Genomic DNA, 24,517 nt, shown 5'->3' on the forward strand with positions numbered 1-24,517 from the left:
TCTAAGCGAGCGCAGCGGCCCTGGTGCAAACGAATTAAATGATTGCAGTCATTCCTGAAATTATGAATGTAGTGCCTGTTGTTGCACCCGTTGCCTGATCCATTGCACGAACGCACGCACCTTGGGTACTTCGGCGGCATGTTCGGCGTGAGCGATGAAGTGTGAGCCTTCGCTGGGCTTGGCATGCTGCCAGGCAATCACCAGTTTGCCTTCGGCCAGTTCCTCGGCCACCAGGTAATGCGGGATCAGGGCAATGCCGCAGCCGGCTTGTGCGGCGCGTATGCACATGGAAAAGGTGTCGAAGCGCGGGCCGTGGTAGCTGTTCTCGCTGTGCAGGCCCTGGCCCTGGAACCATTCGTGCCACGCCTCGGGGCGCGAGGTGCACTGCAGCAGGCGGTGCTCAACCAGGGCGCCGGCGCTGTCGAAACGGTGCTGGCTCAGCAACTGCGGTGAGCACACCGGCACCACGGTCTCGTTGAACAGTTCGATGCAGGTGGCGCCGGGCCAGGTGCCCTGGCCGAAGAAAAACGCGATATCGGCCTTGGCCTGGATCAGGTCGAAGGGTTCCAGGGCATTGCGTATGTCCAGGTGAATGCGTGGGTGGCAGTCGCCAAAGCCCTTGAGGTTGGGCACCAGCCAGCGCTCGCCAAAGGTCGGCTGGGTGGCGATGCGCAACACTTCGGTCTCGCCGCCATAGCTGAGGATGTAGCGGCTCGACATGTCCAGTTGCACCAGGATCTTGTTCACTTCGGCCAGGTACAGGCCGCCGGCCGGTGTCAGGTGCAGGCGCCGCCGAATGCGCTGGAACAGCGGATGGCTGAGCATGTCCTCGAGCTGGGCGACCTGCTTGCTCACGGCGCTCTGGGTCAGGTGCAGCTCCTGGGCGGCGCGGGTAAAGCTCAAGTGCCGGGCGGCAGCTTCAAAGCACTGCAGGGCGGTGGTGGAAGGCATCAGGCGTTTGGACATGGCGGGTAATCCAGCGGAAAAGGCGTGAGGTCATTCCGTAAGGGAATCATGTGCTTCTAAAAGGTCGTTTGTAGCCGTCACTCCTCTAGATTAATACTGATCCGCATCAAGGATTTCAACTGAAATTCGCAGTAACCAGGTCGCCATTGTCAGTGCAACTAACTGGCCGTTATGTGCTGCTTGAAAGTTAATTAACTATGCACCGGAGGACTATTTTATTCGGTTGGGTACGGGCCACTTAAAATAACAACCGTTACCACGTCCAATAATAATTTCTGCTCTATTTCTGTCGGTGAGGCATTCGTCGCCGACCTACCCAGTTGAGGGTTGAACATGGCATCGCTAGAACAAAAGAAACAGCGCTCGCTGCAGCACGGCCTGACCTCGCGTCAGGTGTCGATGATCTCCATTGCCGGCATCATCGGCGCAGGACTTTTCATCGGGTCATCCACAGCCATTGCCACCGCCGGTCCGGCCATTCTCATTTCCTACACCATGACCGGCCTGCTGGTGCTGCTGGTGATGCGCATGCTCGGTGAAATGGCGATTGCCAATCCCGACAGCGGCTCGTTTTCCACCTACGCCAGCCAGGCCATCGGCCCCTGGGCCGGCTTCACCATTGGCTGGCTGTACTGGTGGTTCTGGGTGCTGATCATTCCGGTCGAGGCCATCGCCGGCGCTGACATCCTTCATGCCTATTTCCCGGCTGTGCCGTCCTGGTTGTTCGCCTTTCTGATCATGGTCGTGCTGTCGGGCACCAACCTGATCAGCGTGAAGAACTTTGGTGCATTCGAATACTGGTTCGCCCTGATCAAGGTCTTGGCGATCCTGGCGTTCATTGTCGTCTGTACCCTGGCGGTGTTCGGGGTGTGGCCGCTGGCGCAACAGACCTCCGGCGTCAGCCAGCTGTGGGCCAACGGTGGCTTCATGCCCAATGGCTTTGGCGCGGTGCTGGGCGGCGTGCTGGTGACCATCTTTTCGTTTTTCGGTGCCGAGATCGTCACCATCGCGGCCGACGAAACCGCCAACCCGAAAGACAAGATCCGCAAGGCCACCAACCTTGTGGTCTACCGCATCGCGATTTTCTACATCGTGTCGATCTTCTTTATCGTGTCGCTGGTGGCCTGGAACGATCCGGGGCTCAAATCGGTGGGCTCGTTCCAGCGCGTGCTGGAGGTACTGAATGTACCGGGGGCCAAGTTGCTGGTCGATCTGGTGGTCTTGGTGGCAGTGACCAGTTGCATGAACTCGGGCTTGTACACCGCATCGCGGATGCTCTACTCGCTGGGCTCGCGGGGTGAAGCGCTGCCGATGACCAAGCGTATTTCCGGCAATGGCGTGCCGACGGTGGCGGTGATCCTCTCGACTTTCGCCGGGTTCGCCGGTTGCCTGGTCAACTATGTATTCCCGGGCAAGGTCTTCGGTTTTCTGCTCTCGACCACCGGTGCAATCGCGCTGCTGGTGTACCTGGTGATTGCCGTGTCGCAGCTGCGCATGCGCGCCATCACCGACCGTGCCGGCACCGAACTGGCCTTCAAGATGTGGCTGTTCCCCTGGCTCACCTGGCTGGTGATCGGCGTGATTGTCATGGTGCTGGGCTACATGCTGATCAGCCCGGCCTACCGCTACGAAACCCTGATGACCGCAGGCGTCACCCTGGCCATCCTGCTGATCTCACTGACCCGGCGCAAATCCGCGACCAGCGCCCTGGCAGGGCACCCGGCAGTAACGGGCAAAGGCGCCTAGCCTGCACCTTTGCGCATGAAAAAGCCCATGACCTGTTCATGGGCTTTTGCGTTACATGGCGTTACTATCGGCCTGCGCTTTCCCTCCAAAACAGACAATCAGGAAGCTTATGAGTAACCACCTGTTATCCCTCCAGGAACTGGCCGCGCCCGAAGGCGTTTGCTATGGCTGCGGTTGTTCCCATCCCAGTGGCCTGCATGTGAAAAGTCATTGGGACGAAGACGGTGTTCATCTGGTTTGCCGGCATTCGCCGGACAGCACCTTTCTCGGTTGGCCGGGGCTGGTGTACGGCGGCCTGCTGGCGATGCTGGTCGATTGCCACTCCAACTGGACGGCCATGGCCTACCACTACCGTGCCGAAGGCCGCGAACCCGGTAGCCTGCCGCGGTTGGACTGCGTGACCGGGCAATTGAACCTGACTTACCTCAAGCCAACCCCAATGGGCGTCGAGCTGCTGCTCAAGGCCCGGGTCGAAGGCGAAGTAGGGCGCAAGAGCCGGGTGATCTGCGAGGTGTGGGCGGGCGATGTCCTGACCGTGACTGCCGACTCGGTGTTCGTGCGGGTCGACACCGAGAAGCTCAAGCACAAGGCCCACGGTCAGGCTTGAAGCAAGCCAGGGCGGTCGATGCCGCTTAGCGCAAGGTATCGACCATCTGCTCCAGCACATCCACCACGGCGTCAGCCAGGTCCTTCGAACGACGACCATTCCATCCGGTCTGCGGGTTGGGCGCGTCGTCGTGGTCCTTGAACGGCATTTCCAGGGTCAGCGACAGGCACTCATAGGCCTGGCCGACGCTGTTGGCGCCCAGGGTCAGGTTGGCCTGCCCCGGTGCCGAGCGCGGGTAGCCGTGCACCTGCTGGAAGTCTTCCGTGCGTGCGCACAGCTTGTCACGGAAGGCTTTTTCCAGGCCGGCCAGGCGCTCGGTGTAACCCGGGTTGCCTTCGCAGCCGGCGGTGAACACATGGGGGATTTCTTCGTCGCCATGGATGTCGAGGAACAGGTCGACACCGTGTTGCTTCATTTGCGACTGAGCGAAGAACACTTCCGGGCTCTTGTCGATGCTTGCGTTCTGCCACGCACGGTTGAGGTCCTGGCCGGCGAAGTTGGTGCGCAGGTGACCGCGGAAGGCGCCATCAGGGTTCATGTTGGGGATCAGGTAGAGGTCGGCGCGCTGCAGCAACGCCTGCAGCGTCGGGTCGTTGTGCGCCAGGCGGTCGATCACGCCTTCCATGAACCATTCAGCCATGTGCTCACCCGGATGCTGCTGGGCGATGATCCAGAGCTTGCGATTGCCCGCTGCGCCGTCGCCTGCGCGCAGCAAGGGGATGTCACGGCCTTCGACGCTGCGGCCGGTGGCGATCAGTTCGACACCGGGCAGGGAACGGGCGCGTTCGATCAACTGGTTGTGGCGGGCGCGCGAGTAGGGCTCGAAATAGGCGAACCATGCCTGGGGTTGCGTGGCATCGAGGGTAAAGGTCAGGGCGTTGCCTTCGAAGCGGGTAGGCACCCGGAACCAGGCTTGCTGATCGTAGGAGGCCACTGCCTGATAACCCTGCCAGGCCTGGTTATAGGAAGACTGGCCGGCGTTTTCCAGCACGAAGCTGTGCTGCTGGCCCGGGGTCAGGCCACTGGCCTTGAAGTGGAACCACTGGAAGTGATCGCTGTGGGTGTCCGGGCGAATGGCCAGGCGTGTCTGGCGCGGGTCACTGGCGTCGTTGATCAGGATATTGCCGGAATCAAAATCGCAGTCGATATGCAAAGGGGGCAGCGTCACAGTCATCACCAGGCACCTGTAGAGTTGTTGTGTTGCCCACTCTACACGCCTGGCTCACGACCAGAAACCGATCGCTGCCACTGCGGCCAGGGCCAGGCCGATGGCCATCGAGCAACCGCCCACTGACAAGGCCGCGCGTGGCTGGCGATACCAGGCGTCAACGCCCAGTTGCCGGGCCGGGCCCAACAGGGTGCGCCAGCGCAGTTCGGTGGCGTGGAAAGCCTCACGGTGTGCCGGGGCAGCGTCGAGCCAGCGGCGAAAGTCGATACGCTCACTGGCGGTGACCTGCGGACTCTGCAAGCGCACGTACCACTGGCCGGCCTTGCTGGCCAGTGCATCGGCGCCTGGGCACACGCTCTGCAGCGCCTGATTCATGTGGCGCTCGACAGTCAGTGCCGGAAGGTCCAGACGTTTGGCGATGGCGGCGAAACTCAGCTGGTCGAGGCGACTCAGAAGAAACACTTGCTGAACACGACGTGGCAGCTTTTTTAGCTGGAGCAGCAGGCTGTCGTCCGTCAGGTCGTGGGAATGAGGATGGTGCTCAAGGGGCAGCAACAGACGGGTCATGTACAAGCTCCTTGCTGGGTGGGGGAAGGGGGGCGTCTTCCATGACGCGACAACAGCTTAGTAGTAACGAGATTGATTCTCAAGTGCTAATTCTGCAAAGCATTGTTACATGCTTCACCGTGCGACATTCCTTTGCTATCATCGCGGCCATTCAAGCAACACCCGCCTTCATTAGCCTGAAGAGCCAAAAAAAAGACCCGGCAAAAAGCCGGGTCAAAAACCGTGATTAGCCTGATGAGGAGATAATCTGAGAGTCCGACCTAAGGGCTTTCAGTTATCCAACCAGTCTCGCGACCAGTTGTGAGCAATAATAATCGTTATCATTTGCAAGTCAAATGAATTTTCCCTCATTCCGTAAAAAAGTTTTACCGAATGGGCCTCCCTCCCGCAATGACCCGCCCTAGCGCCGGCATTGCCGCGACTTCCCACGTTTTGCCTACCTTCTATTTGTTTCAGGATCGCTGCTGCGCCGGCAGGTGATCGAGCACTGTCTTGGCCATGTTGATCATGTGCACCACCGTGAGCGCCAGGTCGCGCTGCATGCCCTGCAGGCCGTTGGCTGACTCATACGCGGTGGCAGCGGCGCAGCGCAGCAACTGGGTGGCATGTTCAGTGGCCTGAAGTTGACTCAGGTCGTCGCGTGGCACCAGCCAAGAGGCGTTGGCAGGGTCGGTTGCCGGTGTGGGATTCAAGTAGAAGTCCAGCGCTCGGCGCGCGGCGTCGCAGTTGCTGAGTGACTCGTTATCCAGTGCAAGATCCTTGTCAGAATATGTCTGCTTCATATGGCTACCTGCCTTGAAAGTAAGCAATCAAACGTCGCCGACATTATTAATACGTTTTGTAGTTGATGTGTGAGGAACAATACTACAATTTGTGTATTGAGTGTCGAAGGGCAGTCCGTATCGTGCCAACGATGGATAAGTGGACTGATGCAGTTAAAGAAAGGATGCGTGAAATCGACTTCACGCAGGAAAAACTCGCCGAGCGAATGGGTGTAACCCAAGGCGCTGTGGGTCACTGGTTGCGTGCCGAGCGCGAGCCCAAGCTGCACATGATCAATCAGATTCTGGTTGAGGTCGGATTCGGCCCGCTGCAGATAGGGGCCGCGGTGCAGATGCGTGAAAACAGCGCCGTGTATGGCGATACCGTGCACCCCACGGCAATGACCGGCGCCGACGGTCACACGCACGAACTGTACTATTGCTACCCGATTGTGAGCTGGGCGCTTATCGACGAGCTCCCGGTGGCAACGACCTGGCCACGCCAGTCGAGCGACTATGCAACGCAGGCGCGTGGTTTCTGGTTGCGTGTCGAAGGCGATGCCATGACCGCACCGGTGGGCTTGAGTGTGCCCGAGGGCATGTTGATCCTGATCGACACCGGACTTGCGGCCGAGCCTGGAAAGTTGCTGATCGTGCGCGAGGCGCCGAACGCGGTGGCAATTTTCCGGCAGTTGATCGAGGAGGGTGGTCAGCGCTACCTGAAACCCTTGAACCCGACTTATCCGAAGACATTGTTCACCGAGCAGACACAGGTGCTGGGTGTGGTGGTGCAGGCGTTGATGAAGTTCTGATAGCGCCGGCAGCCAACGACGACCGCTACACCCACACGGTCGTCGTTCGCTTCAGGCAATACGCTGTCAGGCCTCTTCCAGCTCCACCAGCACGGTACCTTCACTGACCATCTCGCCTTCCTGGCAGAACAGCGCCTTGACCGTACCGGCCTGGGCGGCGCGGATGCTGTGTTCCATCTTCATGGCTTCGAGCACCACCAGTTGTGCACCGGCTTCAACCGCCTGACCGACTTCGACCAACACCCGCACGATGCTGCCGTTCATGGGCGCGCTGAGGCCGCCCTGGTGGCTGTGGCTGGCATCGGCTTCGGCAATCGGGTCGAAACGGGTGATCGCGTGCAGCTCGCCGTCCCAGTGCAGGTACAGCGTGTCGTCCCGGCGAATAGCCAGATGGCGGCGGCGCAGGCCGTCATGTTCAACGGTCAGGTGCTCGCCCTGCAGCGTCAGGGAAGGCGCGCTGGCGTGACTGAGGTTGACCGCCTGGTCCTGGCCATCGGCACGCAGGTGCAGGCTGATGTGCGCCGGCAGGCCGGCACGCAGGCCGCTGTTGGACGCCCAGGGCGAGTTGCGGTCATCTGCACGCTGCAGCACGGGTTGGCTCTGGATATAGGCTTCACCCGCCGCTTGCCAGAACAGTGGCGGCAACGGTTGCGCTGCCGGTAACAGTTGCTCCTGGTAACGCGGGATGAAACCGGTATCCAGTTCGGCCTCGGCGAAGGCCGGGTGGGCGAGGATACGGCGCAGGAAGGCGATGTTGGTCTTCAAACCGCCGATGGCAAATTCATCGAGCATGGCCAGCAGGCGCAGACGTGCCTGTTCGCGGGTCTGGCCCCAGGCGATCAGTTTGCCCAGCATCGGGTCGTAGAACGGCGAGATGCTGTCACCTTCACAGACGCCGCTGTCGACGCGCCGCCCTTCGCCCGCTGCCGACTCGCGGTACAGCGCCAGGCGGCCGGTGGCCGGAAGGAAGTCATTGCCAGGGTCTTCGGCGTACAGGCGCACTTCAATGGCATGACCGTTGAGCGGTACCTGCGCCTGGGTGATCGGCAGGGGTTCACCGCAGGCCACGCGAATCTGCCAGGCCACCAGGTCCAGGCCGGTGATGGCCTCGGTCACCGGATGCTCGACCTGCAGGCGGGTGTTCATCTCCATGAAGAAGAACTCGCCACGGGCATCGAGCAGGAACTCGACGGTGCCGGCGCCGACGTAGCCGATGGCCTGGGCTGCCTTGACCGCAGCTTCGCCCATGGCCTGGCGCTGCGCGGCACTGAGGCCTGGCGCTGGCGCTTCTTCAACGACTTTCTGGTGGCGGCGCTGGATCGAGCAGTCACGTTCGTTGAGGTACAGGCAGTTGCCGTGCTGGTCGGCAAACACCTGGATCTCCACGTGGCGCGGCTTGAGGACGTATTTCTCCACGAGCATGCGCGCGTCGCCAAACGACGACTGGGCTTCGCGCTGCGCCGAGGCCAGGGCTTCGGCCAGCTGGCTTTCGCTCTCGACCACTTTCATGCCCTTGCCACCCCCGCCAGCGGTGGCCTTGAGCAGTACCGGGTAGCCGATTTTCTCGGACGCGGCGCGGAAGGTTTCCAGGTCCTGGGCGGCGCCGTGGTAGCCCGGTACCAGCGGCACGCCGGCTTCTTCCATCAGCGCTTTGGCGGCCGATTTGCTGCCCATCGCGTCGATGGCGCTGGCCGGTGGGCCGAGGAAGATCAGCCCGGCTGCTTCGATGGCGCGAGCGAAACCGGCGTTTTCGGAGAGAAAGCCGTAACCGGGGTGAATGGCCTGGGCGCCACTGGCCTTGGCTGCCGCCAGCAGTTTGTCGATGTCCAGGTAGCTCTCGGCGGCCTTGGCACCCCCGAGGTCGACACGAATGTCGGCTTCGCGGCTGTGCCGGGCGTCGCGGTCGATGGCGCTGTGCACGGCCACCGTGGTCAGGCCCAGGGCTTTGGCGGTGCGCATGACCCGGCAGGCAATCTCGCCGCGGTTGGCAACCAGCAGGGTGGTCAACGGGGTGCGGCTCATGGGCGCGGCTCCTTGTTCGACGGTGCGGGCTGCCAGTTCGGGGCACGTTTCTCCAGGAAGGCGCGCAGGCCTTCCTGCCCCTCGGGGCTGACGCGGATGCGGGCAATGGCGTTTTCGCAGTAACGGCGCAGGGCCGGGGTCAGTTCACCGTGGCCGACTTCACGCATCAGGTCCTTGCTGGCACGCATGGCCTGCGGGCTGTTCTGCAGCAGGTTGTCGATCCATTGCTCGACGTGTTGTTCAAGATCTGCTGCCGGGTAGGCTTCGGCGAGCAAGCCCAGTTCACGGGCACGTTCACCACTGAAACGCTCGGCGGTGAGGGCGTAGCGGCGCGCGGCGCGCTCGCCCATGGCCTGGACCACGAACGGGCTGATCACCGCCGGTGCCAGGCCGATGCGTACTTCCGACAGGCACAGCTGCGCTTCCTGGGTGCCGATGGCCATGTCACAGCAGCTGATCAGGCCCAGCGCTCCGCCAAAGGCGGCGCCTTGCACCACGGCCAGGCTCGGTACCTTGAGCTTGGCCAGGTTGTACATCAGCTCGGCCAGTTCGCGGGCATCGTCGAGGTTGCTGTTGTAGTCGAGCGCCGCCGATTGCTGCATCCAGGCCAGGTCAGCACCGGCGCTGAAGTGACGGCCACGGCCGCGCAGCAGGACAAAGCGCAGGCTGTTGTCGGCAGCGATCTGGTCGATGGCCAGGATCAGCTCGCGGATCATCTGCGCGTTGAAGGCGTTGTTCTTGTCTTCGCGGCTCAGCCACAGGGTGGCGAAACCACGGGGGTCCTTGATCAGTTCAAGGGTAGTGAAGTCGCTCATGGTCACATCCGGAAAATGCCGAAACGGCTCTGTTCAATCGGTGCGTTGAGGGCGGCAGACAGCGCCAGGCCGAGAACGTCGCGGGTTTGCGCCGGATCAATGACGCCGTCGTCCCACAAGCGGGCGCTGGAGTAGTAGGGGTGGCCCTGGTGCTCGTACTGGTCGAGGATCGGCTGCTTGAGCCGGGCTTCGTCCTCGGCGCTGAACGGGTGACCGCTACGCTCGCTTTGTTCGCGCTTGACCTGGGCCAGCACGCCGGCAGCCTGTTCGGCGCCCATCACGCCGATGCGCGCGTTGGGCCACATCCACAGGAAGCGCGGGTCGTAGGCACGGCCGCACATGCCGTAGTTGCCGGCACCGAAGCTGCCGCCGATGATCACGGTGAACTTCGGCACCTGAGCGCAGGCTACTGCGGTCACCAGCTTGGCGCCGTGCTTGGCGATACCGCCGGCCTCGTATTTCTGGCCGACCATGAAGCCTGTGATGTTTTGCAGGAACAGCAGCGGGATGCCGCGCTGGCAGGCCAGTTCGATGAAGTGCGCGCCTTTTTGCGCGGCTTCGGCGAAGAGGATGCCGTTGTTGGCCAGGATCGCGATCGGGTAGCCGTGCAGGTGGGCAAAGCCACACACCAGGGTAGTGCCGAACAGGGCTTTGAACTCGTCGAACACCGAGCCGTCGACCAGGCGCGCGATCACTTCACGGACATCGAAAGGTTGCTTGGCGTCGGCCGGTACGATGCCGTACAGCTCCTCGGCGTCGTACAGCGGTGCAATCGGGGCCTTTTGCGCCAGCGTGCCGAGTTTGTGCCAGTTGAGGTTGGCCACGCAGCGACGGGCGATCGCCAGGGCGTGCTCGTCGTTGTCGGCATAGTGGTCGGCGACGCCGCTGGTTTTGCAGTGCACATCGGCACCGCCGAGGTCTTCGGCGCTGACCACTTCACCGGTGGCGGCTTTGACCAGGGGCGGGCCGGCAAGGAAGATGGTCGCTTGCTGACGTACCATGATCGCCTCGTCGGCCATGGCCGGCACGTAAGCACCGCCGGCGGTGCATGAGCCCATGACCACGGCAATCTGCGGAATGCCCAGCGCGCTCATGTTGGCCTGGTTGAAGAAGATCCGCCCGAAGTGCTCGCGGTCCGGAAACACCTCATCCTGACGCGGCAGGTTGGCGCCACCGGAGTCCACCAGGTACAGGCACGGCAGGCGGTTTTGCAGGGCAATGGCCTGGGCGCGCAGGTGCTTTTTCACCGTCAACGGGTAGTAGGAGCCGCCTTTGACCGTGGCGTCGTTGGCCACAATCATGCACTCCACACCTTCGACGCGGCCGATACCGGCGATCACACCGGCAGCCGGTACGTCTTCGCCATAGACGGCATGGGCGGCCAGCTGGCCGATCTCAAGGAAGGGTGAACCGGGGTCGAGCAGGCGGTCGATGCGATCGCGCGGCAGCAGTTTGCCCCGCGAGGTATGCCGCTCCTGGGCCTTGTGGCCGCCGCCTTGCTGGACCTGGGCCAGCAAGGTACGCAGGGCCTGGACCTGTTCGAGCATGGCCGCGCTGTTGCCGGCGAACTCGGCCGAGCGCGGGTTGATCTGGGTATGCAGGGTTGCCATGGGCGTTGTCCTTGTGCTCAGCGGGTTTCGTTGAACAGTTCGCGCCCGATCAGCATCCGGCGGATTTCGCTGGTGCCGGCGCCGATTTCGTAGAGCTTGGCGTCGCGCAGCAGGCGGCCGGCCGGGAACTCGTTGATGTAACCGTTGCCGCCGAGGATCTGGATGGCTTCCAGGGCCATCTGGGTCGCGCGTTCGGCGGTATACAGGATCACCCCGGCAGCGTCCTTGCGGGTAGTTTCGGCGCGATCACAGGCCTGGGCCACGGCGTACAGGTAGGCGCGGCTGGCGTTGAGCTGGGTGTACATGTCGGCGATCTTGCCCTGGATCAGCTGGAACTCACCGATGCTCTGGCCGAACTGCTTGCGGTCGTGGATATAAGGCACCACCAGGTCCATGCACGCCTGCATGATCCCGGTCGGGCCGCCGGAGAGCACCACGCGCTCGTAGTCCAGGCCGCTCATCAGTACTTTCACACCGCCGTTGAGTACGCCGAGGATGTTTTCCTTCGGCACTTCGACGTTGTCGAAGAACAGTTCGCAGGTGTTGGAGCCGCGCATGCCCAGTTTGTCGAACTTGTTGCTGCGGCTGAAGCCTTTCCAGTCACGTTCGACGATGAACGCGGTGATGCCGTGCGGGCCTTTTTCCAGGTCGGTCTTGGCGTAGATCACGTAGGTGTTGGCGTCGGGGCCGTTGGTGATCCAGGTTTTGCTGCCGTTGAGGACAAAATGGTCACCGCGCTGTTCGGCGCGCAGCTTCATCGACACGACGTCGGAGCCGGCGTTGGGTTCGCTCATGGCCAGGGCGCCGATGTGCTCGCCGCTGATCAGCTTGGGCAGGTACTTGGCTTTCTGTTCGGCGTTGCCGTTGCGGTTGATCTGGTTGACGCAGAGGTTGGAGTGCGCGCCGTAGGAGAGGGCGACCGACGCCGAGCCGCGGCTGATTTCTTCCATGGCCACCACGTGCGCCAGGTAGCCCAGGCCGGCACCGCCGTATTCCTCGCTGACGGTGATGCCCAGCAGGCCCATGTCACCGAATTTGCGCCACATGTCGGCGGGGAACAGGTTGTCCTGGTCGATCTGCGCGGCGCGGGGTGCCAGCTCGGTAGCGACGAAGGACTGCACCTGGTCGCGGAGCATATCGATGGTCTCGCCGAGGGCAAAGTTCAGGGTTGGATAATGCATGCGGGCACCTTCTACATTGTTCTTGGATTTGGGTCGGTATTGCTTCATCACCTTTACGTTAACGTAAACCTGTGTTCGATGACTGTCAATCGCACCATGACCTTTACGTTAACGTAAATATGCGCCAGAGTAGGAACCGCTTGAATCAGCTCCCAGAACAAACACAAACAAGGGACCGCCATGAATCAACCGAGTTATACCCAGGGGCGTCAGGACAAGCCCTTGCTGGCCACCACCATCGGCCAGGCCTTTGACCACACCGTCGCGCGTTTTGCCCAGCGTGACGCCTTGGTGGTGCGTCATCAGCAGCAGCGATACACCTGGCAGCAGCTGGCTGACAGCGTCGATCATCACGCCCGGGCGTTGATGGCCCTGGGTCTCAAGACCGGCGACCGCCTGGGCATCTGGGCACCCAACTGCGCGCAGTGGGCCATCGCTCAGTTCGCCTCGGCCAAGATCGGCGTGATCCTGGTCAACATCAACCCGGCCTACCGCACCAGCGAACTTGAGTATGTACTCAAGCAGTCCGGTTGCCACTGGCTGGTTTGCGCCGGCAACTTCAAGACCTCCGACTACCACGCCATGCTCGGCGAACTGCTGCCTGAGCTCGGCCAGCAGGTGCCCGGCCAGTTCAACTGCGAGCGCCTGCCGGAACTGCGCGGGTTGATCAGCCTTGACAGCGCTCCACCGCCGGGCTTTCTGCCCTGGGACACGCTGGGGCAGTGGGCGGGGCAAACCGAACCGGGCGACTACCTGGCCCGCCAGCACAGCCTGCAGTTCGACCAGCCGATCAACATCCAGTACACCTCCGGCACCACCGGTTTTCCCAAGGGGGCCACGCTCAGCCACTACAACATCCTCAACAACGGCTACATGGTCGGCCAGAGCCTGGGCCTGACCGAGCTGGATCGCATGGTGATCCCGGTGCCGTTGTACCACTGCTTCGGCATGGTCATGGGCAACCTGGGCTGCATGGTCCACGGCAGTGCGATGATCTACCCCAACGATGCCTTCGACCCGTTGCTGACCCTGGACACCGTCGCGCAGGAACGGGCCACGGTGCTTTACGGGGTGCCGACGATGTTCATTGCCATGCTCGACCAGCCGCAGCGCAGCGCCTTTGACCTCTCCAGCCTGCGCACCGGCATCATGGCCGGGGCAACCTGCCCGATCGACGTGATGCGTCGGGTGATCGAGCACATGCACATGAGTGAAGTGCAGATTGCCTACGGGATGACCGAAACCAGCCCGGTGTCGCTGCAGACCGGCCCCGACGATGAGCTGGAACTGCGGGTGACCACGGTCGGCCGCACCCAGCCGCAGCTGGAGACGAAGATCATCGACGAGCACGGCTGCATCGTGCCGCGTGGCCAGCTGGGTGAACTGTGTACCCGTGGCTACAGCGTAATGCTCGGCTACTGGGGCAACCCGGAAGCCACCCGTGAAGCCATCGACCCGGCCGGCTGGATGCACAGCGGCGACCTGGCGACCATGGATGAAGCGGGCTATGTGTGCATCACCGGGCGCAACAAGGACATGATCATCCGTGGTGGCGAGAACATCTATCCGCGGGAGCTGGAAGAGTTCTTCTTCACCCACCCGGCGGTGGCCGATGTGCAGGTGATCGGCATTCCGTGCAGCCGCTATGGCGAGGAAATCGTGGCCTGGATCAAGTTTCACCCCGGCCACAGTGCCAGCGAGATCGAACTGCAACAGTGGTGCAAGAACCGCATTGCCCACTTCAAGACGCCGCGCCACTTCCGCTTCGTCGATGAGTTCCCGATGACGGTGACCGGCAAGGTGCAGAAGTTCAAGATGCGCGAGATCAGCATCGAGGAACTCGCCGCGCGTTAGTCCACTGTAGTTGTTCGCCGGCAAGCCTGGCTCCTGCGGTAGGAACCAGGCTTACCGGCGAACCCGGGGCTACGCTTTCACCGCCGGTTCCTCACTCGGCGGGTCCCCCACGGTGGGTGGCACGGTCGGCTTGACCGGCATTTCATCGGGCTCTTCCTCCGGCACTGCAGGTGGCAGGGTCGGGTCGTCTATATTCGGATCGGGTGTTTCAGCCGGAATGGGAATGTTCATGGCCTGACCTCACACTGGGTTCTGGATCAATGGGCTCAGTTTTTTTCGACCGCACACCACGCCAATCAGTCATTTTTTTTGAACCCCACGCTGCTCGCCCGCTCTGAACCCTTACTGCACCCCGTAACGGAGCAAGGATCGATGACCCGCGATGAGCCCTTCGAAACTGACCGTACAGCCCCGGCAAACGACCATCCCGACCAGGCCATCAGCCTGTCCCAGGCCTTGCTGGCGCCGCGGATCGTGATCGAAGATACCCAGCCCTTGCTCGATGGCGGGGTGTTTGCGGTCAAGGCGGTGGCCGGTGAAACCGTTCAGGTCAGCAGCAAGGTATACATCGACGGTCACGACACCCTGGCGGTCATGCTCAACTGGCGCCAGGCGCACAGCCGGCGCTGGCATTGCGAGCCGATGACCTTTGCCGGCAATGACCTGTGGCAGGGCGCGTTCACGGTGTCGGAGCTGGGGCGCTACCTGTTCAGTATCGAAGCCTGGGTCGACCCGTTCGCCACGTATTGCCACGACTTGCTCAAGAACGTCTCCGCCGGCGTGGACGTGACACTGGAGCTCAAAGAAGGGCTGCTGCTGCTTCAGCAGAGCGTGGAGCGCAGCCAGGGGCCATTACGTGAACAGTTGCAGGCAGTGTGCAATCGGCTGCCGACGTTGCCGGCGGAGCAGCAGGTGGCCCGGTTGCTGGACGCCGACACGGCGTTGCTGATGCGTGAGGCCGATCACCGCGCCCACCTGAGCCGCAGCCCGGAATACCCGCTGGACGTCGAGCGCCAACAGGCGCTGTTCGCTAGTTGGTATGAGCTGTTTCCCCGCTCGGTCACCGACGATCCCACTCGGCACGGCACCTTCGACACGGTGCAGGAACGCTTGCCGATGATCCGTGACATGGGCTTTGACGTGCTTTATTTCCCGCCTATCCACCCCATCGGCAAACGCTACCGCAAAGGGCGCAACAATGCCTTGCAGGCCGAGCCCGGTGACCCGGGCAGCCCGTACGCCATCGGTAGCGAAGACGGTGGCCACGAGGCGATTCACCCGCAACTGGGCAGCCGCGAGGATTTTCGTCGCCTGGTCGCCGCCGCCGCCGCGCATGGCCTGGAGATCGCCCTGGACTTCGCCATCCAGTGTTCCCAGGACCACCCCTGGCTCAGGGAGCACCCCGGGTGGTTCTCGTGGCGCCCGGACGGCAGCATTCGCTACGCGCAGAACCCGCCGAAAAAGTACCAGGACATCGTCAACGTCGAGTTCTATGCTGCCGAGGCCGTGCCGTCGCTGTGGCTGGCCTTGCGCGATGTGGTGGTGGGCTGGGTGGAAGAGGGGGTGAAGATGTTCCGGGTTGATAACCCGCACACCAAACCGCTGCCGTTCTGGCAATGGCTGATCGCCAATGTGCGCAGCCAGTACCCGGAGGTGATCTTCCTCGCCGAGGCCTTCACCAAGCCGGCAATGATGGCGCGGCTGGGCAAGGTCGGTTATTCGCAGAGCTACACCTATTTCACCTGGCGCAACACCAAGGCCGAGCTGCAAAGCTATTTCGAAGAACTCAACCAGCCGCCGTGGCGCTACTGCTACCGGCCGAACTTCTTCGTCAACACACCCGACATCAACCCGTTTTTCCTGCATGAGTCCGGTCGCGCCGGTTTTCTCATCCGCGCGGCGCTGGCGACCATGGGCTCGGGGTTGTGGGGCATGTATTCAGGCTTTGAACTGTGCGAGGCAACGCCCATTCCAGGCAAAGAGGAATACCTGGACTCGGAGAAATACGAAATCCGCCCGCGCGACTTCAGCCAGCCGGGCAACATCATTGCCGAGATCGCCCAGCTCAATCGCATCCGCCGGCAGAACCCCGCCTTGCAGACCCACCTGGGCGTGACTTTCTACAACGCCTGGAATGACAACATCCTGTATTTCGGCAAGCGCAGCAGCGACGGCGAAAACTTCATCCTCGTCGCCATCAGCCTCGACCCGCATAACGCCCAGGAGGCGCACTTCGAATTGCCGTTGTGGGAGCTGGGCCTGGATGACCAGGCCGACACCCTCGGCGAAGACCTGATGACCGGCCACCGCTGGACATGGCACGGCAAGACGCAATGGATGCGAATCGAACCGTCAGTCTTGCCGTTTGGCATCTGGCGTATCGCGACGCCCCGCTGATCGCCGGCTAGCCGCTGGAGGGCTGCTCAGCAGCCCCACCTCAGACACACAAAGGAGATGCACATGGCCAAGCGCAGCCGCCAGGCAGCCTTCATCGACGACCCGCTCTGGTACAAGGACGCGATCATTTACCAGGTGCACATCAAGTCCTTTTTCGACTCCAACAATGACGGTATCGGTGATTTTCCCGGCTTGATCGCCAAACTCGACTACATCGCCGAGTTGGGGGTCAACACCCTGTGGCTGCTGCCGTTCTACCCCTCGCCGCGGCGTGACGACGGCTACGATATTGCCGAGTACAAGGCCGTTCATCCTGACTATGGCACCCTGGCCGATGTGAAGCGCTTTATCGCCCAGGCGCACCAGCGCGGCTTGCGGGTGATTACTGAACTGGTCATCAACCACACTTCCGACCAGCACCCGTGGTTCCAGAAGGCGCGTCATGCCAAGCGGGGCAGCAAGGCCCGGGATTTTTACGTGTGGTCCGACAGCGATCAGAAGTACGACGGTACGCGGATCATCTTTCTCGACACAGAGAAGTCCAACTGGACCTGGGACCCGGTGGCCGGTCAGTACTTCTGGCATCGCTTCTATTCGCACCAGCCCGACCTGAACTTCGACAACCCGCAGGTGATGAAGGCGGTGATCGATGTGATGCGTTACTGGCTCGACCTGGGCGTGGACGGCCTGCGCCTGGATGCCATTCCGTACCTGATCGAGCGTGACGGCACCCATAACGAGAACCTGCCCGAGACCCATCAGGTGCTCAAGCAGATCCGCGCCGAAATCGATGCCAACTACCCCGACCGCATGCTCCTGGCCGAAGCCAACCAGTGGCCGGAAGACACCCAGCTGTATTTTGGCGAAGGGCAGGGCGACGAATGTCACATGGCCTTTCATTTTCCGCTGATGCCGCGCATGTACATGGCCGTGGCCCAGGAAGACCGCTTTCCGATCACCGACATCCTGCGCCAGACCCCGGACATTCCCGCCAACTGCCAGTGGGCGATCTTTCTGCGCAACCACGATGAGCTGACCCTGGAAATGGTCACCGACCGCGAGCGCGACTACTTGTGGAACTACTACGCCGAAGACCGCCGGGCGCGCATCAACCTCGGCATTCGCCGCCGCCTGGCGCCGTTGCTGCAACGCGACCGGCGCCGGGTTGAACTGCTGACCAGCATGCTCCTGTCGATGCCGGGGACGCCGACCCTGTATTACGGCGACGAGATCGGCATGGGTGACAACATTTACCTGGGCGACCGCGATGGCGTGCGCACGCCCATGCAGTGGTCGATTGACCGCAACGGCGGCTTCTCCCGCGCCGACCCGGCGCGCCTGGTGCTGCCGCCGATCATGGACCCGCTGTACGGCTATACCGCCGTGAACGTCGAAGCCCAGGCCCATGACCCGCATTCGCTGCTGAACTGGAACAGGCGCCTGTTGGCGGTGCGCAAGCAGCAGAAGGCTTTCGGCCGGGGCACATTGAAAATGCTGTCGCCGAGCAACCGGCGGATTCTGGCCTACGTGCGCGAGTACAGCGACGGCAACGGCAACAGCGAGACCATCCTCTGCGTGGCCAACGTCTCCCGTGCCGCGCAAGCTGCCGAGCTTGACCTGTCCCAGTACGCCGACTGCGTGCCCGTAGAAATGCTTGGCGGCAGTGCCTTTCCGCCCATCGGCCAACTGCCGTTCTTGCTGACCCTGGCGCCGTATGGGTTCTACTGGTTCTTGCTGGCGCCCAAGGACCAGATGCCCAGCTGGCACGTGGAACCGGCGCAGAGCCTGCCGGAGTTCACCACGCTGGTGCTGAAAAAACGCATGGAGGAGCTGCTCGATGTGCCGTCCCGCGATGCCCTGCAAGACAGCATCCTGCCCCAATACCTGCCCAAACGGCGCTGGTTTGCCAGCAAGGACTCGGTGATCGAGCAGGTGCGGATTGCCTACGGCGTACGCCTGACCACTGCCGCCAACCCGGTACTGTTCAGTGAGATCGAGGTTGGCGCCGCTGGCCAGAGCACACGCTATCTGTTGCCGTTCGGCCTGATCGCCGAAGAGCAGATCAACAGCGCGCCGCCCCAGCAACTGGCCTTGGCGCGGGTGCGGCGGGGGCGGCAGGTGGGCCTGATCACCGATGCGTTCGTGCTGGAAAGCTTTGTGCGCGCGGTGCTGCTGGCCTGCCAGAACGGCAGCCGCCTGCCGTGTAGCGAAGGTGAGGTGCAGTTCAACGCGACGCCGCAACTGGCTGACCTGAACCTGGGCGAAGAGGCCGCAGTGCGATACCTCTCGGCCGAGCAATCGAACAGTTCGGTGGTGGTCGGTGGCAGCCTGGTGCTGAAGATGATCCGCCGGGTCAATGCCGGGGTGCATCCGGAGCTGGAAATGAGTGCTTACCTGACCGCCGCCGGGTTCAACAACATTTCGCCCTTGCTGGCCTGGGTAAGCCGGGTCGATGACGAAGGCGAGCCGCATTTGCTGATGATCGCCCAGGGTTACCTGAACAATCAGGGCGATGCCTGGGACTGGACCCAGAACAACCTTGAACGGGCGATTCGCGACGAGCTGGAGCCCGGCACTGCAGATGGGCACACCGATGCCTTGCACGACCTGGCGGCCTTCGCGGCGTTACTGGGCCAGCGCCTGGGTGAACTGCACCTGGTGCTGGCCGCGCCGACAAAAGACCCTGCGTTCCAGTCACGCACCAGCAGCGCGCACGATTGCGTCGCCTGGAGCGAGCAGATCGTTCAGCAACTGACGTGTGCGCTGGACTTGCTCGATGCGCACCGCGGCGAACTGGACAGCGACAGCCAGCGGTTGGTCGATGACCTGCTGCACCAGCGGCAGGCACTGCTGGAGCACATCAAGGCCTTGAGTGCACAGGTACAGGGCGGCCTGCTCATGCGTGTGCACGGTGACCTGCACCTGGGCCAGGTACTGGTGGTGCAGGGCGATGCCTACCTGATCGACTTCGAGGGTGAACCGGCCCGCCCGCTTGAGGCGCGTCGCGCCCGGCACAGCCCCTATAAAGACGTAAGCGGCATATTGCGATCCTTCGACTATGCTGCTGCCATGGTGCTGCGCAGTGCCTCCAGTGTCGACCTCTCGGACAGTGCCCGCCAGGCCCGTCAGCGAGTCGCAAGGCGTTATCTGCACCAGGCCCGACATGCCTTTGTCGAGGCCTACGGGCTGGCCACCGCTGCCATGCCCCATGCCTGGGAACATGCCGACGGCGAGCGTGCGGCACTGGAACTGTTCAGCCTGGAAAAGGCTGCCTACGAAATTCTGTATGAAGCCGAGAACCGCCCAAGTTGGCTGGCCGTGCCTTTGCATGGCCTCCATGGCCTGACAAGTACCTGGGGAGAAATGTGAATGAATCAACGCAAGCGCGAGGACGGCGGGCTGGATCAACGAGACATCGACGCGCTGGTGCGGGCGGAACATGCAGACCCGTTCGCGGTGCTCGGTCCGCACCCGGACGGGGCCGGCGGTCTGTTTGTCCGCGCCTTCCTGCCCGGTGCGCTGTCGGTACAGGCCCTGGCCGCAGACGACAACCGACCGTTGGCCGAACTGCAACAGCAGGCAGCTCCGGGGCTGTTCATTGGCCGCTTGAGTGAGCAGCAGGCGTATGTGCTGCGCATTCAGTGGGCCAGTGGTGAGCAAATCACCGAAGACCCTTACAGCATTGGCCCGCAACTGGGCGACATGGACCTGTACCTGTTTGCCGAAGGCAACCACCGTGACCTGTCGTCGAGCATGGGCGCCCAGCCGGTGCAGGTCGCGGGTGTCGACGGTGTGCGCTTTTCAGTGTGGGCACCGAATGCCAGACGGGTGTCGGTGGTGGGTGACTTCAACAACTGGGACGGTCGCCGCCACCCCATGCGCCTGCGCCACAGTGCCGGCGTGTGGGAGCTGTTCGTGCCGCGCCTGAAAGCGGGCGAAGCGTACAAGTACGAAGTACTGGGGCGCGAGGGCATCCTGCCGCTCAAAGCCGACCCCCTGGCCCGTGCCACCGAACTGCCGCCCAGCACCGCCTCGAAAGTGGCCGGCCCCTTGGCCCATGACTGGCAGGACCAGCACTGGATGCAGGTGCGCGCAGAGCGTCAGGCGACAAACGCACCGCTGTCGATCTACGAACTGCATGCCGGCTCCTGGCAATGTGAGCTGGACGATGCCGGGGAAGTGACGCGCTTTTACAACTGGCGGGAACTGGCCGACCGCCTGGTGCCCTATATCCAGCAGATGGGCTTCACCCACATCGAGCTGATGCCGATCATGGAGCACCCCTTTGGTGGCTCCTGGGGCTACCAGCCCCTGTCAATGTTCGCGCCCACGGCCCGCTATGGTTCGGCGGAAGATTTTGCGGCGTTCATCGATGCCTGCCACCAGGCCTCGATCGGCGTGATCCTCGATTGGGTGCCTGCGCATTTTCCTACCGACAGCCATGGCCTGGCACGTTTCGACGGCACCGCGCTGTACGAATACGAAAACCCGCTGGAAGGCTTTCACCAGGATTGGGACACCCTGATCTACAACCTGGGCCGCAACGAAGTGCACGGCTTCATGCTGGCTTCGGCGCTGCACTGGCTGAAGCATTTTCATATCGACGGCTTACGGGTCGATGCGGTGGCGTCGATGCTCTACCGCGACTACTCGCGCAAGGCCGGGGAGTGGGTACCGAACCGCCATGGCGGGCGGGAAAACCTTGAAGCCATCGACTTTCTCCGTCACCTCAACGACGTCGTTGCGCTTGAAACGCCCGGCGTGCTGGTGATCGCCGAAGAGTCCACGGCCTGGCCTGGAGTCAGCCAGCCCACCCAGCAAGGCGGGCTGGGCTTTGCCTACAAGTGGAACATGGGCTGGATGCACGACACCCTGCACTACATCCAGAACGACCCTATCCACCGCACCTACCACCATAACGAGATGAGTTTTGGCCTGATCTACGCCTACACCGAGCATTTCATCCTGCCGATTTCCCATGACGAGGTGGTGCATGGCAAGCACTCGCTGATCGACAAGATGCCCGGTGACCGCTGGCAGAAGTTTGCCAACCTGCGTGCCTACCTCACGTTCATGTGGACCCACCCGGGCAAGAAGCTGCTGTTCATGGGCTGCGAATTCGGCCAGTGGCGGGAGTGGAACCATGACAGCGAGCTGGACTGGTACCTGCTCAAATACCCCGAGCACCTGGGGGTGCAACGCCTGGTCAGCGATCTCAACCGGCTGTACCGTGACGAGCGCGCCCTGCACCAGCAGGACTGCGTGCCCCAGGGCTTCCAGTGGCTGATCGGCGATGACGCACACAACAGCGTCTATGCCTGGCTACGCTGGAGTGCCAGCGGTGAGCCGTTGCTGGTGGTGGCCAACTTCACCCCCGTACCGCGGGAGGGCTATCGCATTGGCGTGCCGTTCGGCGAGCGTTGGGTGGAAGTGCTCAACAGCGATGCCGAGGGGTATGCCGGGTCCAACTACGGCAACCTCGGGGCGGTGACCAGCAAGGCATTGCCCAGCCACGGCCAGCCGTTGTCGCTGGGGTTGAACCTGCCGCCGTTGGGCGTGTTGATTCTACGGCCGCAGTAAAGGCGTCGCGCCGCGGTCGGTATGCAGGCTGCGGCGCGAGGCTTACACCAGCGTGGCTTGCAACGACTCGAGAAACACCGCCTCGGCGCGGCTCATGCGTTGCTCGCGGTTCCACAGCAGGTGAATGTCGACATCGGCGATGCCTTCGCGTGGTGGCAGGGGCCAGAGCAAACCGGCCTCGACGTCCGCCGCGACGACATGCGCGGGCAGGCAGCCAATGCCAAAGCCGGCAACCACTAGCCGGCGGACTTCTTCCAGGCTTGGCGAAGAGGCGACGATACGCCCGCTAAACCCCTGCTGGTCGCGAAAAATCGTCAGCGGCGAAAGCATTCCACCGATCTGGTCACTGGCGAAGCTGACAAAATTTTCCCGTTGCAGGTCACCTTCGGCAACGTCCTGCTTGCCGAACAACGCATGGTGCTTGCCACAGAAAAAACCATAGCGCTGGCGCAGGAACAGGCGTTGCTCCAGGCGCGGTTGCGGGCGGCGGTTCAGGCTCAGGCCGAGGGTGGCGGTTTTCTCCTGCAGGGCGGCGACGATGTCGGTGCTGCGCATCACGTCGATTTCGACATCCACCCGTGGGTGCTGACGGTGAAACCCGGCCAGAAAGCTGTCGAAGCGATCGCAGGACACCCGGCTGATGATCAGTATCCGCACCTTGCCGATGACTTCATCCACCGGCTCGTCCAGCACGCTGCTGACCTGGGACATCTGCCCGTAGATTTCCCCGGCGAGATGGAAAATCTGCTCGCCCACTTCGGTCAGTGCAAAGCGCGGGCCGCGGCGTGCGATCAGTTGGCGTCCGAGCTGTTCTTCCAGGCGCTTGAGCGCCTGACTGACCGCTGGTTGGGTCAGGTGCAGGCGTGCCGCCGCGCGGCTGATACTGAGTTCCTGGCCAATCACCCGGAAGGTCCGCAGCAGGTTCCAGTCCAGACGGTCGTTGAGCAGGCGTTCGGACATGACGGGGCCTCGATCAATAAATATAACTGTGATTAATAGTTCGAATAATAAATAGAAAATTGACTAATCATAGCCCCGGGACGAAAAATCGGTTCTACACAGGCGCCGTAGAGCGCCTTCGACAACCGTTCTCCTGCCAGAAAAATAATCATAGGAGCCTGACCCATGAAGCCTTCCGCTTCGCCCCAGCCACGCCGGGCTGCGGCCGCCGCCTTTATCGGCACCATGATCGAGTGGTACGACTTCTACATATACGCCACCGCCGCCGCCCTGGTGTTTGGCGCCTTGTTCTTCCCCTCCGACGACCCGCTGTTCAGCACCATGGCCGCGTTCGGCACCTTTGCCGTGGGCTTTTTCGCCCGTCCGTTGGGCGGCATCGTGTTTGGTCATATCGGTGACCGCATCGGCCGGAAAAAATCGCTGGTGATCACCTTGCTGATGATGGGTGTGGTCACTGTGTGCATCGGCTTGCTGCCGACCTACGCGCAGATCGGCGCCGGCGCGCCGGTGCTGTTGATTATCCTGCGCATCGTTCAAGGCATTGCCGTGGGCGGGGAGTGGGGTGGTGCGGTATTGATGGCCGGTGAGCATGCGCCCAAGGGCCGGCGCAATTTCTTTGCCTCTTTTGCCCAGCTGGGTAGCCCGGCGGGCCTGATCCTGTCGCTGCTGGCCTTCAGTGCGGTGACTCGCCTGCCTGAAGAAGACCTGATGAGCTGGGGCTGGCGCCTGCCGTTTCTGGCCAGCGCATTGCTGTTGCTGGTAGGTCTGGCGATTCGTCTCGGGGTCAATGAGTCGCCGGAGTTTCTTGCCAGCCGCGAGGAGGCCGGCAAGGCCAAGCGCAAAGAGCAGGCACCGGTGATGGAGGTGCTGCGCACTGCCTGGCGGCCGCTGCTGTTGTGCATCGGCGCCAATACCCTGGGCATTGCCGGGGTGTATTTCACCAACACCTTCATGATCGCCTACAGCACGCAGCAACTGGGCTTGCCGCGCTCGTTGATCCTCGAGTGCCTGTTCGTGGTGGCGATCGTGCAGTTCTGCATCCAGCCGATGGCGGCCTGGATCGCGGAGAAGATCGGTGCCACGCGCTTCCTCTGCCTGGTTTCGCTGCTGGCCATGGCCTCGCCGTACCCGATGTTCGTGCTGGTCAGCTCGGGCCAGGCGCCGCTGATCATTGTCGGCATCGCCCTGGCGGTGGTGTGTATGGCGTCGTTCTACGCGGTGATCGCCGGCTATGTCAGCGGCATGTTCGAAACCCGTGTGCGCTACACCGCGATTTCCATGGCCTACCAGGTATGTGGCGCGATCGCCGGTGGGCTGACGCCACTGGTAGGCACCTGGCTTGCGCACAAATTTGCTGGCCAGTGGTGGCCGATGGCGCTGTTCTACAGCGTGATCGCCGCGATCTCCCTGCTGTGCGTACTGGCCCTGGCGCGCCGTCATGCCGCCGCCCATCGCCTGGAAATGGCCTGAT

General features: G+C 62.5%; 18 protein-coding genes. 8 read left to right on the forward strand and 10 right to left on the reverse strand.

Features of this window, described 5'->3' with window-relative positions; genetic code table 11:
- Window positions 1-60: 60 nt before the first annotated feature.
- Entirely contained in the window at window positions 61-966 is a 906-nt protein-coding gene (locus DM813_RS19910) for a LysR substrate-binding domain-containing protein (RefSeq protein WP_128325076.1), read from the reverse strand.
- A gap of 333 nt (window positions 967-1,299) precedes the next feature.
- Here DM813_RS19910 and DM813_RS19915 point away from each other — a divergent pair, with 333 nt between their 5' ends.
- Together DM813_RS19915 and DM813_RS19920 are read left to right on the forward strand one after the other, a co-directional pair.
- A complete protein-coding gene (locus DM813_RS19915) occupies window positions 1,300-2,712 on the forward strand; it encodes an amino acid permease (protein ID WP_128325077.1) in 1,413 nt (470 codons plus the stop codon).
- A 109-nt stretch (window positions 2,713-2,821) separates the two neighbouring features.
- Window positions 2,822-3,319: a PaaI family thioesterase gene (locus tag DM813_RS19920; RefSeq protein WP_128325078.1), complete on the forward strand. Its 498-nt coding sequence runs from the start codon at window positions 2,822-2,824 to the stop codon at window positions 3,317-3,319.
- Window positions 3,320-3,344: 25 nt separating this feature from the next.
- Here DM813_RS19920 and DM813_RS19925 read toward each other — a convergent pair whose 3' ends face one another.
- From DM813_RS19925 to DM813_RS19935, 3 genes are all read right to left on the reverse strand, one after another.
- Entirely contained in the window at window positions 3,345-4,493 is a 1,149-nt protein-coding gene (locus tag DM813_RS19925) for a M14 family metallopeptidase (RefSeq protein ID WP_128325079.1), read from the reverse strand.
- Between the two features lie 48 nt (window positions 4,494-4,541).
- Complete coding sequence (locus DM813_RS19930) at window positions 4,542-5,054, reverse strand: DUF4880 domain-containing protein (protein WP_128325080.1); 513 nt, start codon at window positions 5,052-5,054, stop codon at window positions 4,542-4,544.
- 452 nt (window positions 5,055-5,506) lie between these two features.
- Window positions 5,507-5,836 carry a DUF6124 family protein gene (locus DM813_RS19935; RefSeq protein WP_128325081.1) on the reverse strand — a complete coding sequence of 110 codons (330 nt, stop codon included), beginning with the start codon at window positions 5,834-5,836 and terminating at the stop codon, window positions 5,507-5,509.
- 164 nt (window positions 5,837-6,000) lie between these two features.
- Here DM813_RS19935 and DM813_RS19940 point away from each other — a divergent pair, with 164 nt between their 5' ends.
- Entirely contained in the window at window positions 6,001-6,627 is a 627-nt protein-coding gene (locus DM813_RS19940; protein ID WP_241653206.1) for a LexA family protein, read from the forward strand.
- Window positions 6,628-6,693: 66 nt separating this feature from the next.
- Here DM813_RS19940 and DM813_RS19945 read toward each other — a convergent pair whose 3' ends face one another.
- From DM813_RS19945 to DM813_RS19960, 4 genes are read right to left on the reverse strand one after another with little or no spacing between them, the layout of a single operon-like run.
- Window positions 6,694-8,649: an acetyl/propionyl/methylcrotonyl-CoA carboxylase subunit alpha gene (locus tag DM813_RS19945; protein WP_128325083.1), complete on the reverse strand. Its 1,956-nt coding sequence runs from the start codon at window positions 8,647-8,649 to the stop codon at window positions 6,694-6,696.
- On the reverse strand, window positions 8,646-9,464 hold the full coding sequence (locus DM813_RS19950; RefSeq protein ID WP_128325084.1) for a gamma-carboxygeranoyl-CoA hydratase: 819 nt from the start codon (window positions 9,462-9,464) through the stop codon (window positions 8,646-8,648). The genes DM813_RS19945 and DM813_RS19950 overlap by 4 nt, the downstream gene beginning before the upstream one ends.
- A 2-nt stretch (window positions 9,465-9,466) precedes the next feature.
- Window positions 9,467-11,074: a carboxyl transferase domain-containing protein gene (locus tag DM813_RS19955; protein WP_128325085.1), complete on the reverse strand. Its 1,608-nt coding sequence runs from the start codon at window positions 11,072-11,074 to the stop codon at window positions 9,467-9,469.
- A 17-nt stretch (window positions 11,075-11,091) separates the two neighbouring features.
- Window positions 11,092-12,255, reverse strand: coding sequence for an isovaleryl-CoA dehydrogenase (locus tag DM813_RS19960; protein WP_128325086.1), 1,164 nt, complete (start codon window positions 12,253-12,255; stop codon window positions 11,092-11,094).
- A 180-nt stretch (window positions 12,256-12,435) separates the two neighbouring features.
- On the opposite strand from DM813_RS19960, the gene DM813_RS19965 reads away from it, so the two are divergent.
- A complete protein-coding gene (locus tag DM813_RS19965; RefSeq protein WP_128325087.1) occupies window positions 12,436-14,109 on the forward strand; it encodes an AMP-binding protein in 1,674 nt (557 codons plus the stop codon).
- Between the two features lie 69 nt (window positions 14,110-14,178).
- On the opposite strand, the gene DM813_RS28490 is transcribed toward DM813_RS19965, so the two are convergent.
- Window positions 14,179-14,340 carry a hypothetical protein gene (locus tag DM813_RS28490; protein WP_164897269.1) on the reverse strand — a complete coding sequence of 54 codons (162 nt, stop codon included), beginning with the start codon at window positions 14,338-14,340 and terminating at the stop codon, window positions 14,179-14,181.
- Between the two features lie 141 nt (window positions 14,341-14,481).
- Between DM813_RS28490 and DM813_RS19970 the strand changes: the two genes are divergently transcribed.
- From DM813_RS19970 to glgB, 3 genes are all read left to right on the forward strand, one after another.
- Window positions 14,482-16,506: an alpha-1,4-glucan--maltose-1-phosphate maltosyltransferase gene (locus DM813_RS19970; protein WP_128325088.1), complete on the forward strand. Its 2,025-nt coding sequence runs from the start codon at window positions 14,482-14,484 to the stop codon at window positions 16,504-16,506.
- Window positions 16,507-16,569: 63 nt separating this feature from the next.
- The gene (gene treS, locus DM813_RS19975) at window positions 16,570-19,875 is read left to right on the forward strand and encodes a maltose alpha-D-glucosyltransferase (RefSeq protein WP_128325089.1); all 3,306 of its coding nucleotides are present in this window, start codon (window positions 16,570-16,572) and stop codon (window positions 19,873-19,875) included.
- The gene (gene glgB, locus DM813_RS19980; protein WP_128325090.1) at window positions 19,876-22,086 is read left to right on the forward strand and encodes a 1,4-alpha-glucan branching protein GlgB; all 2,211 of its coding nucleotides are present in this window, start codon (window positions 19,876-19,878) and stop codon (window positions 22,084-22,086) included.
- Between the two features lie 42 nt (window positions 22,087-22,128).
- On the opposite strand, the gene DM813_RS19985 is transcribed toward glgB, so the two are convergent.
- Window positions 22,129-23,046 (reverse strand): LysR family transcriptional regulator, encoded by a 918-nt coding sequence (locus DM813_RS19985; protein WP_128325091.1) that lies wholly within the window; start codon window positions 23,044-23,046, stop codon window positions 22,129-22,131.
- Window positions 23,047-23,211: 165 nt separating this feature from the next.
- Between DM813_RS19985 and DM813_RS19990 the strand changes: the two genes are divergently transcribed.
- Entirely contained in the window at window positions 23,212-24,516 is a 1,305-nt protein-coding gene (locus DM813_RS19990; RefSeq protein WP_128325092.1) for an MFS transporter, read from the forward strand.
- Window position 24,517 lies beyond the last annotated feature (1 nt).

Origin of the sequence: Pseudomonas alkylphenolica, from assembly GCF_004025535.1 — a bacterium.
Classification (GTDB): domain Bacteria; phylum Pseudomonadota; class Gammaproteobacteria; order Pseudomonadales; family Pseudomonadaceae; genus Aquipseudomonas; species Aquipseudomonas alkylphenolica_A.

Coding starts and splice junctions, on each gene's coding strand:
- DM813_RS19910 (WP_128325076.1), bottom strand. CDS start 966: ATGTCCAAACGCCTGATGCCTTCCACCACCGCCCTGCAGTGCTTTGAA.
- DM813_RS19915 (WP_128325077.1), top strand. CDS start 1,300: ATGGCATCGCTAGAACAAAAGAAACAGCGCTCGCTGCAGCACGGCCTG.
- DM813_RS19920 (WP_128325078.1), top strand. CDS start 2,822: ATGAGTAACCACCTGTTATCCCTCCAGGAACTGGCCGCGCCCGAAGGC.
- DM813_RS19925 (WP_128325079.1), bottom strand. CDS start 4,493: ATGACTGTGACGCTGCCCCCTTTGCATATCGACTGCGATTTTGATTCC.
- DM813_RS19930 (WP_128325080.1), bottom strand. CDS start 5,054: ATGACCCGTCTGTTGCTGCCCCTTGAGCACCATCCTCATTCCCACGAC.
- DM813_RS19935 (WP_128325081.1), bottom strand. CDS start 5,836: ATGAAGCAGACATATTCTGACAAGGATCTTGCACTGGATAACGAGTCA.
- DM813_RS19940 (WP_241653206.1), top strand. CDS start 6,001: ATGCGTGAAATCGACTTCACGCAGGAAAAACTCGCCGAGCGAATGGGT.
- DM813_RS19945 (WP_128325083.1), bottom strand. CDS start 8,649: ATGAGCCGCACCCCGTTGACCACCCTGCTGGTTGCCAACCGCGGCGAG.
- DM813_RS19950 (WP_128325084.1), bottom strand. CDS start 9,464: ATGAGCGACTTCACTACCCTTGAACTGATCAAGGACCCCCGTGGTTTC.
- DM813_RS19955 (WP_128325085.1), bottom strand. CDS start 11,074: ATGGCAACCCTGCATACCCAGATCAACCCGCGCTCGGCCGAGTTCGCC.
- DM813_RS19960 (WP_128325086.1), bottom strand. CDS start 12,255: ATGCATTATCCAACCCTGAACTTTGCCCTCGGCGAGACCATCGATATG.
- DM813_RS19965 (WP_128325087.1), top strand. CDS start 12,436: ATGAATCAACCGAGTTATACCCAGGGGCGTCAGGACAAGCCCTTGCTG.
- DM813_RS28490 (WP_164897269.1), bottom strand. CDS start 14,340: ATGAACATTCCCATTCCGGCTGAAACACCCGATCCGAATATAGACGAC.
- DM813_RS19970 (WP_128325088.1), top strand. CDS start 14,482: ATGACCCGCGATGAGCCCTTCGAAACTGACCGTACAGCCCCGGCAAAC.
- treS (WP_128325089.1), top strand. CDS start 16,570: ATGGCCAAGCGCAGCCGCCAGGCAGCCTTCATCGACGACCCGCTCTGG.
- glgB (WP_128325090.1), top strand. CDS start 19,876: ATGAATCAACGCAAGCGCGAGGACGGCGGGCTGGATCAACGAGACATC.
- DM813_RS19985 (WP_128325091.1), bottom strand. CDS start 23,046: ATGTCCGAACGCCTGCTCAACGACCGTCTGGACTGGAACCTGCTGCGG.
- DM813_RS19990 (WP_128325092.1), top strand. CDS start 23,212: ATGAAGCCTTCCGCTTCGCCCCAGCCACGCCGGGCTGCGGCCGCCGCC.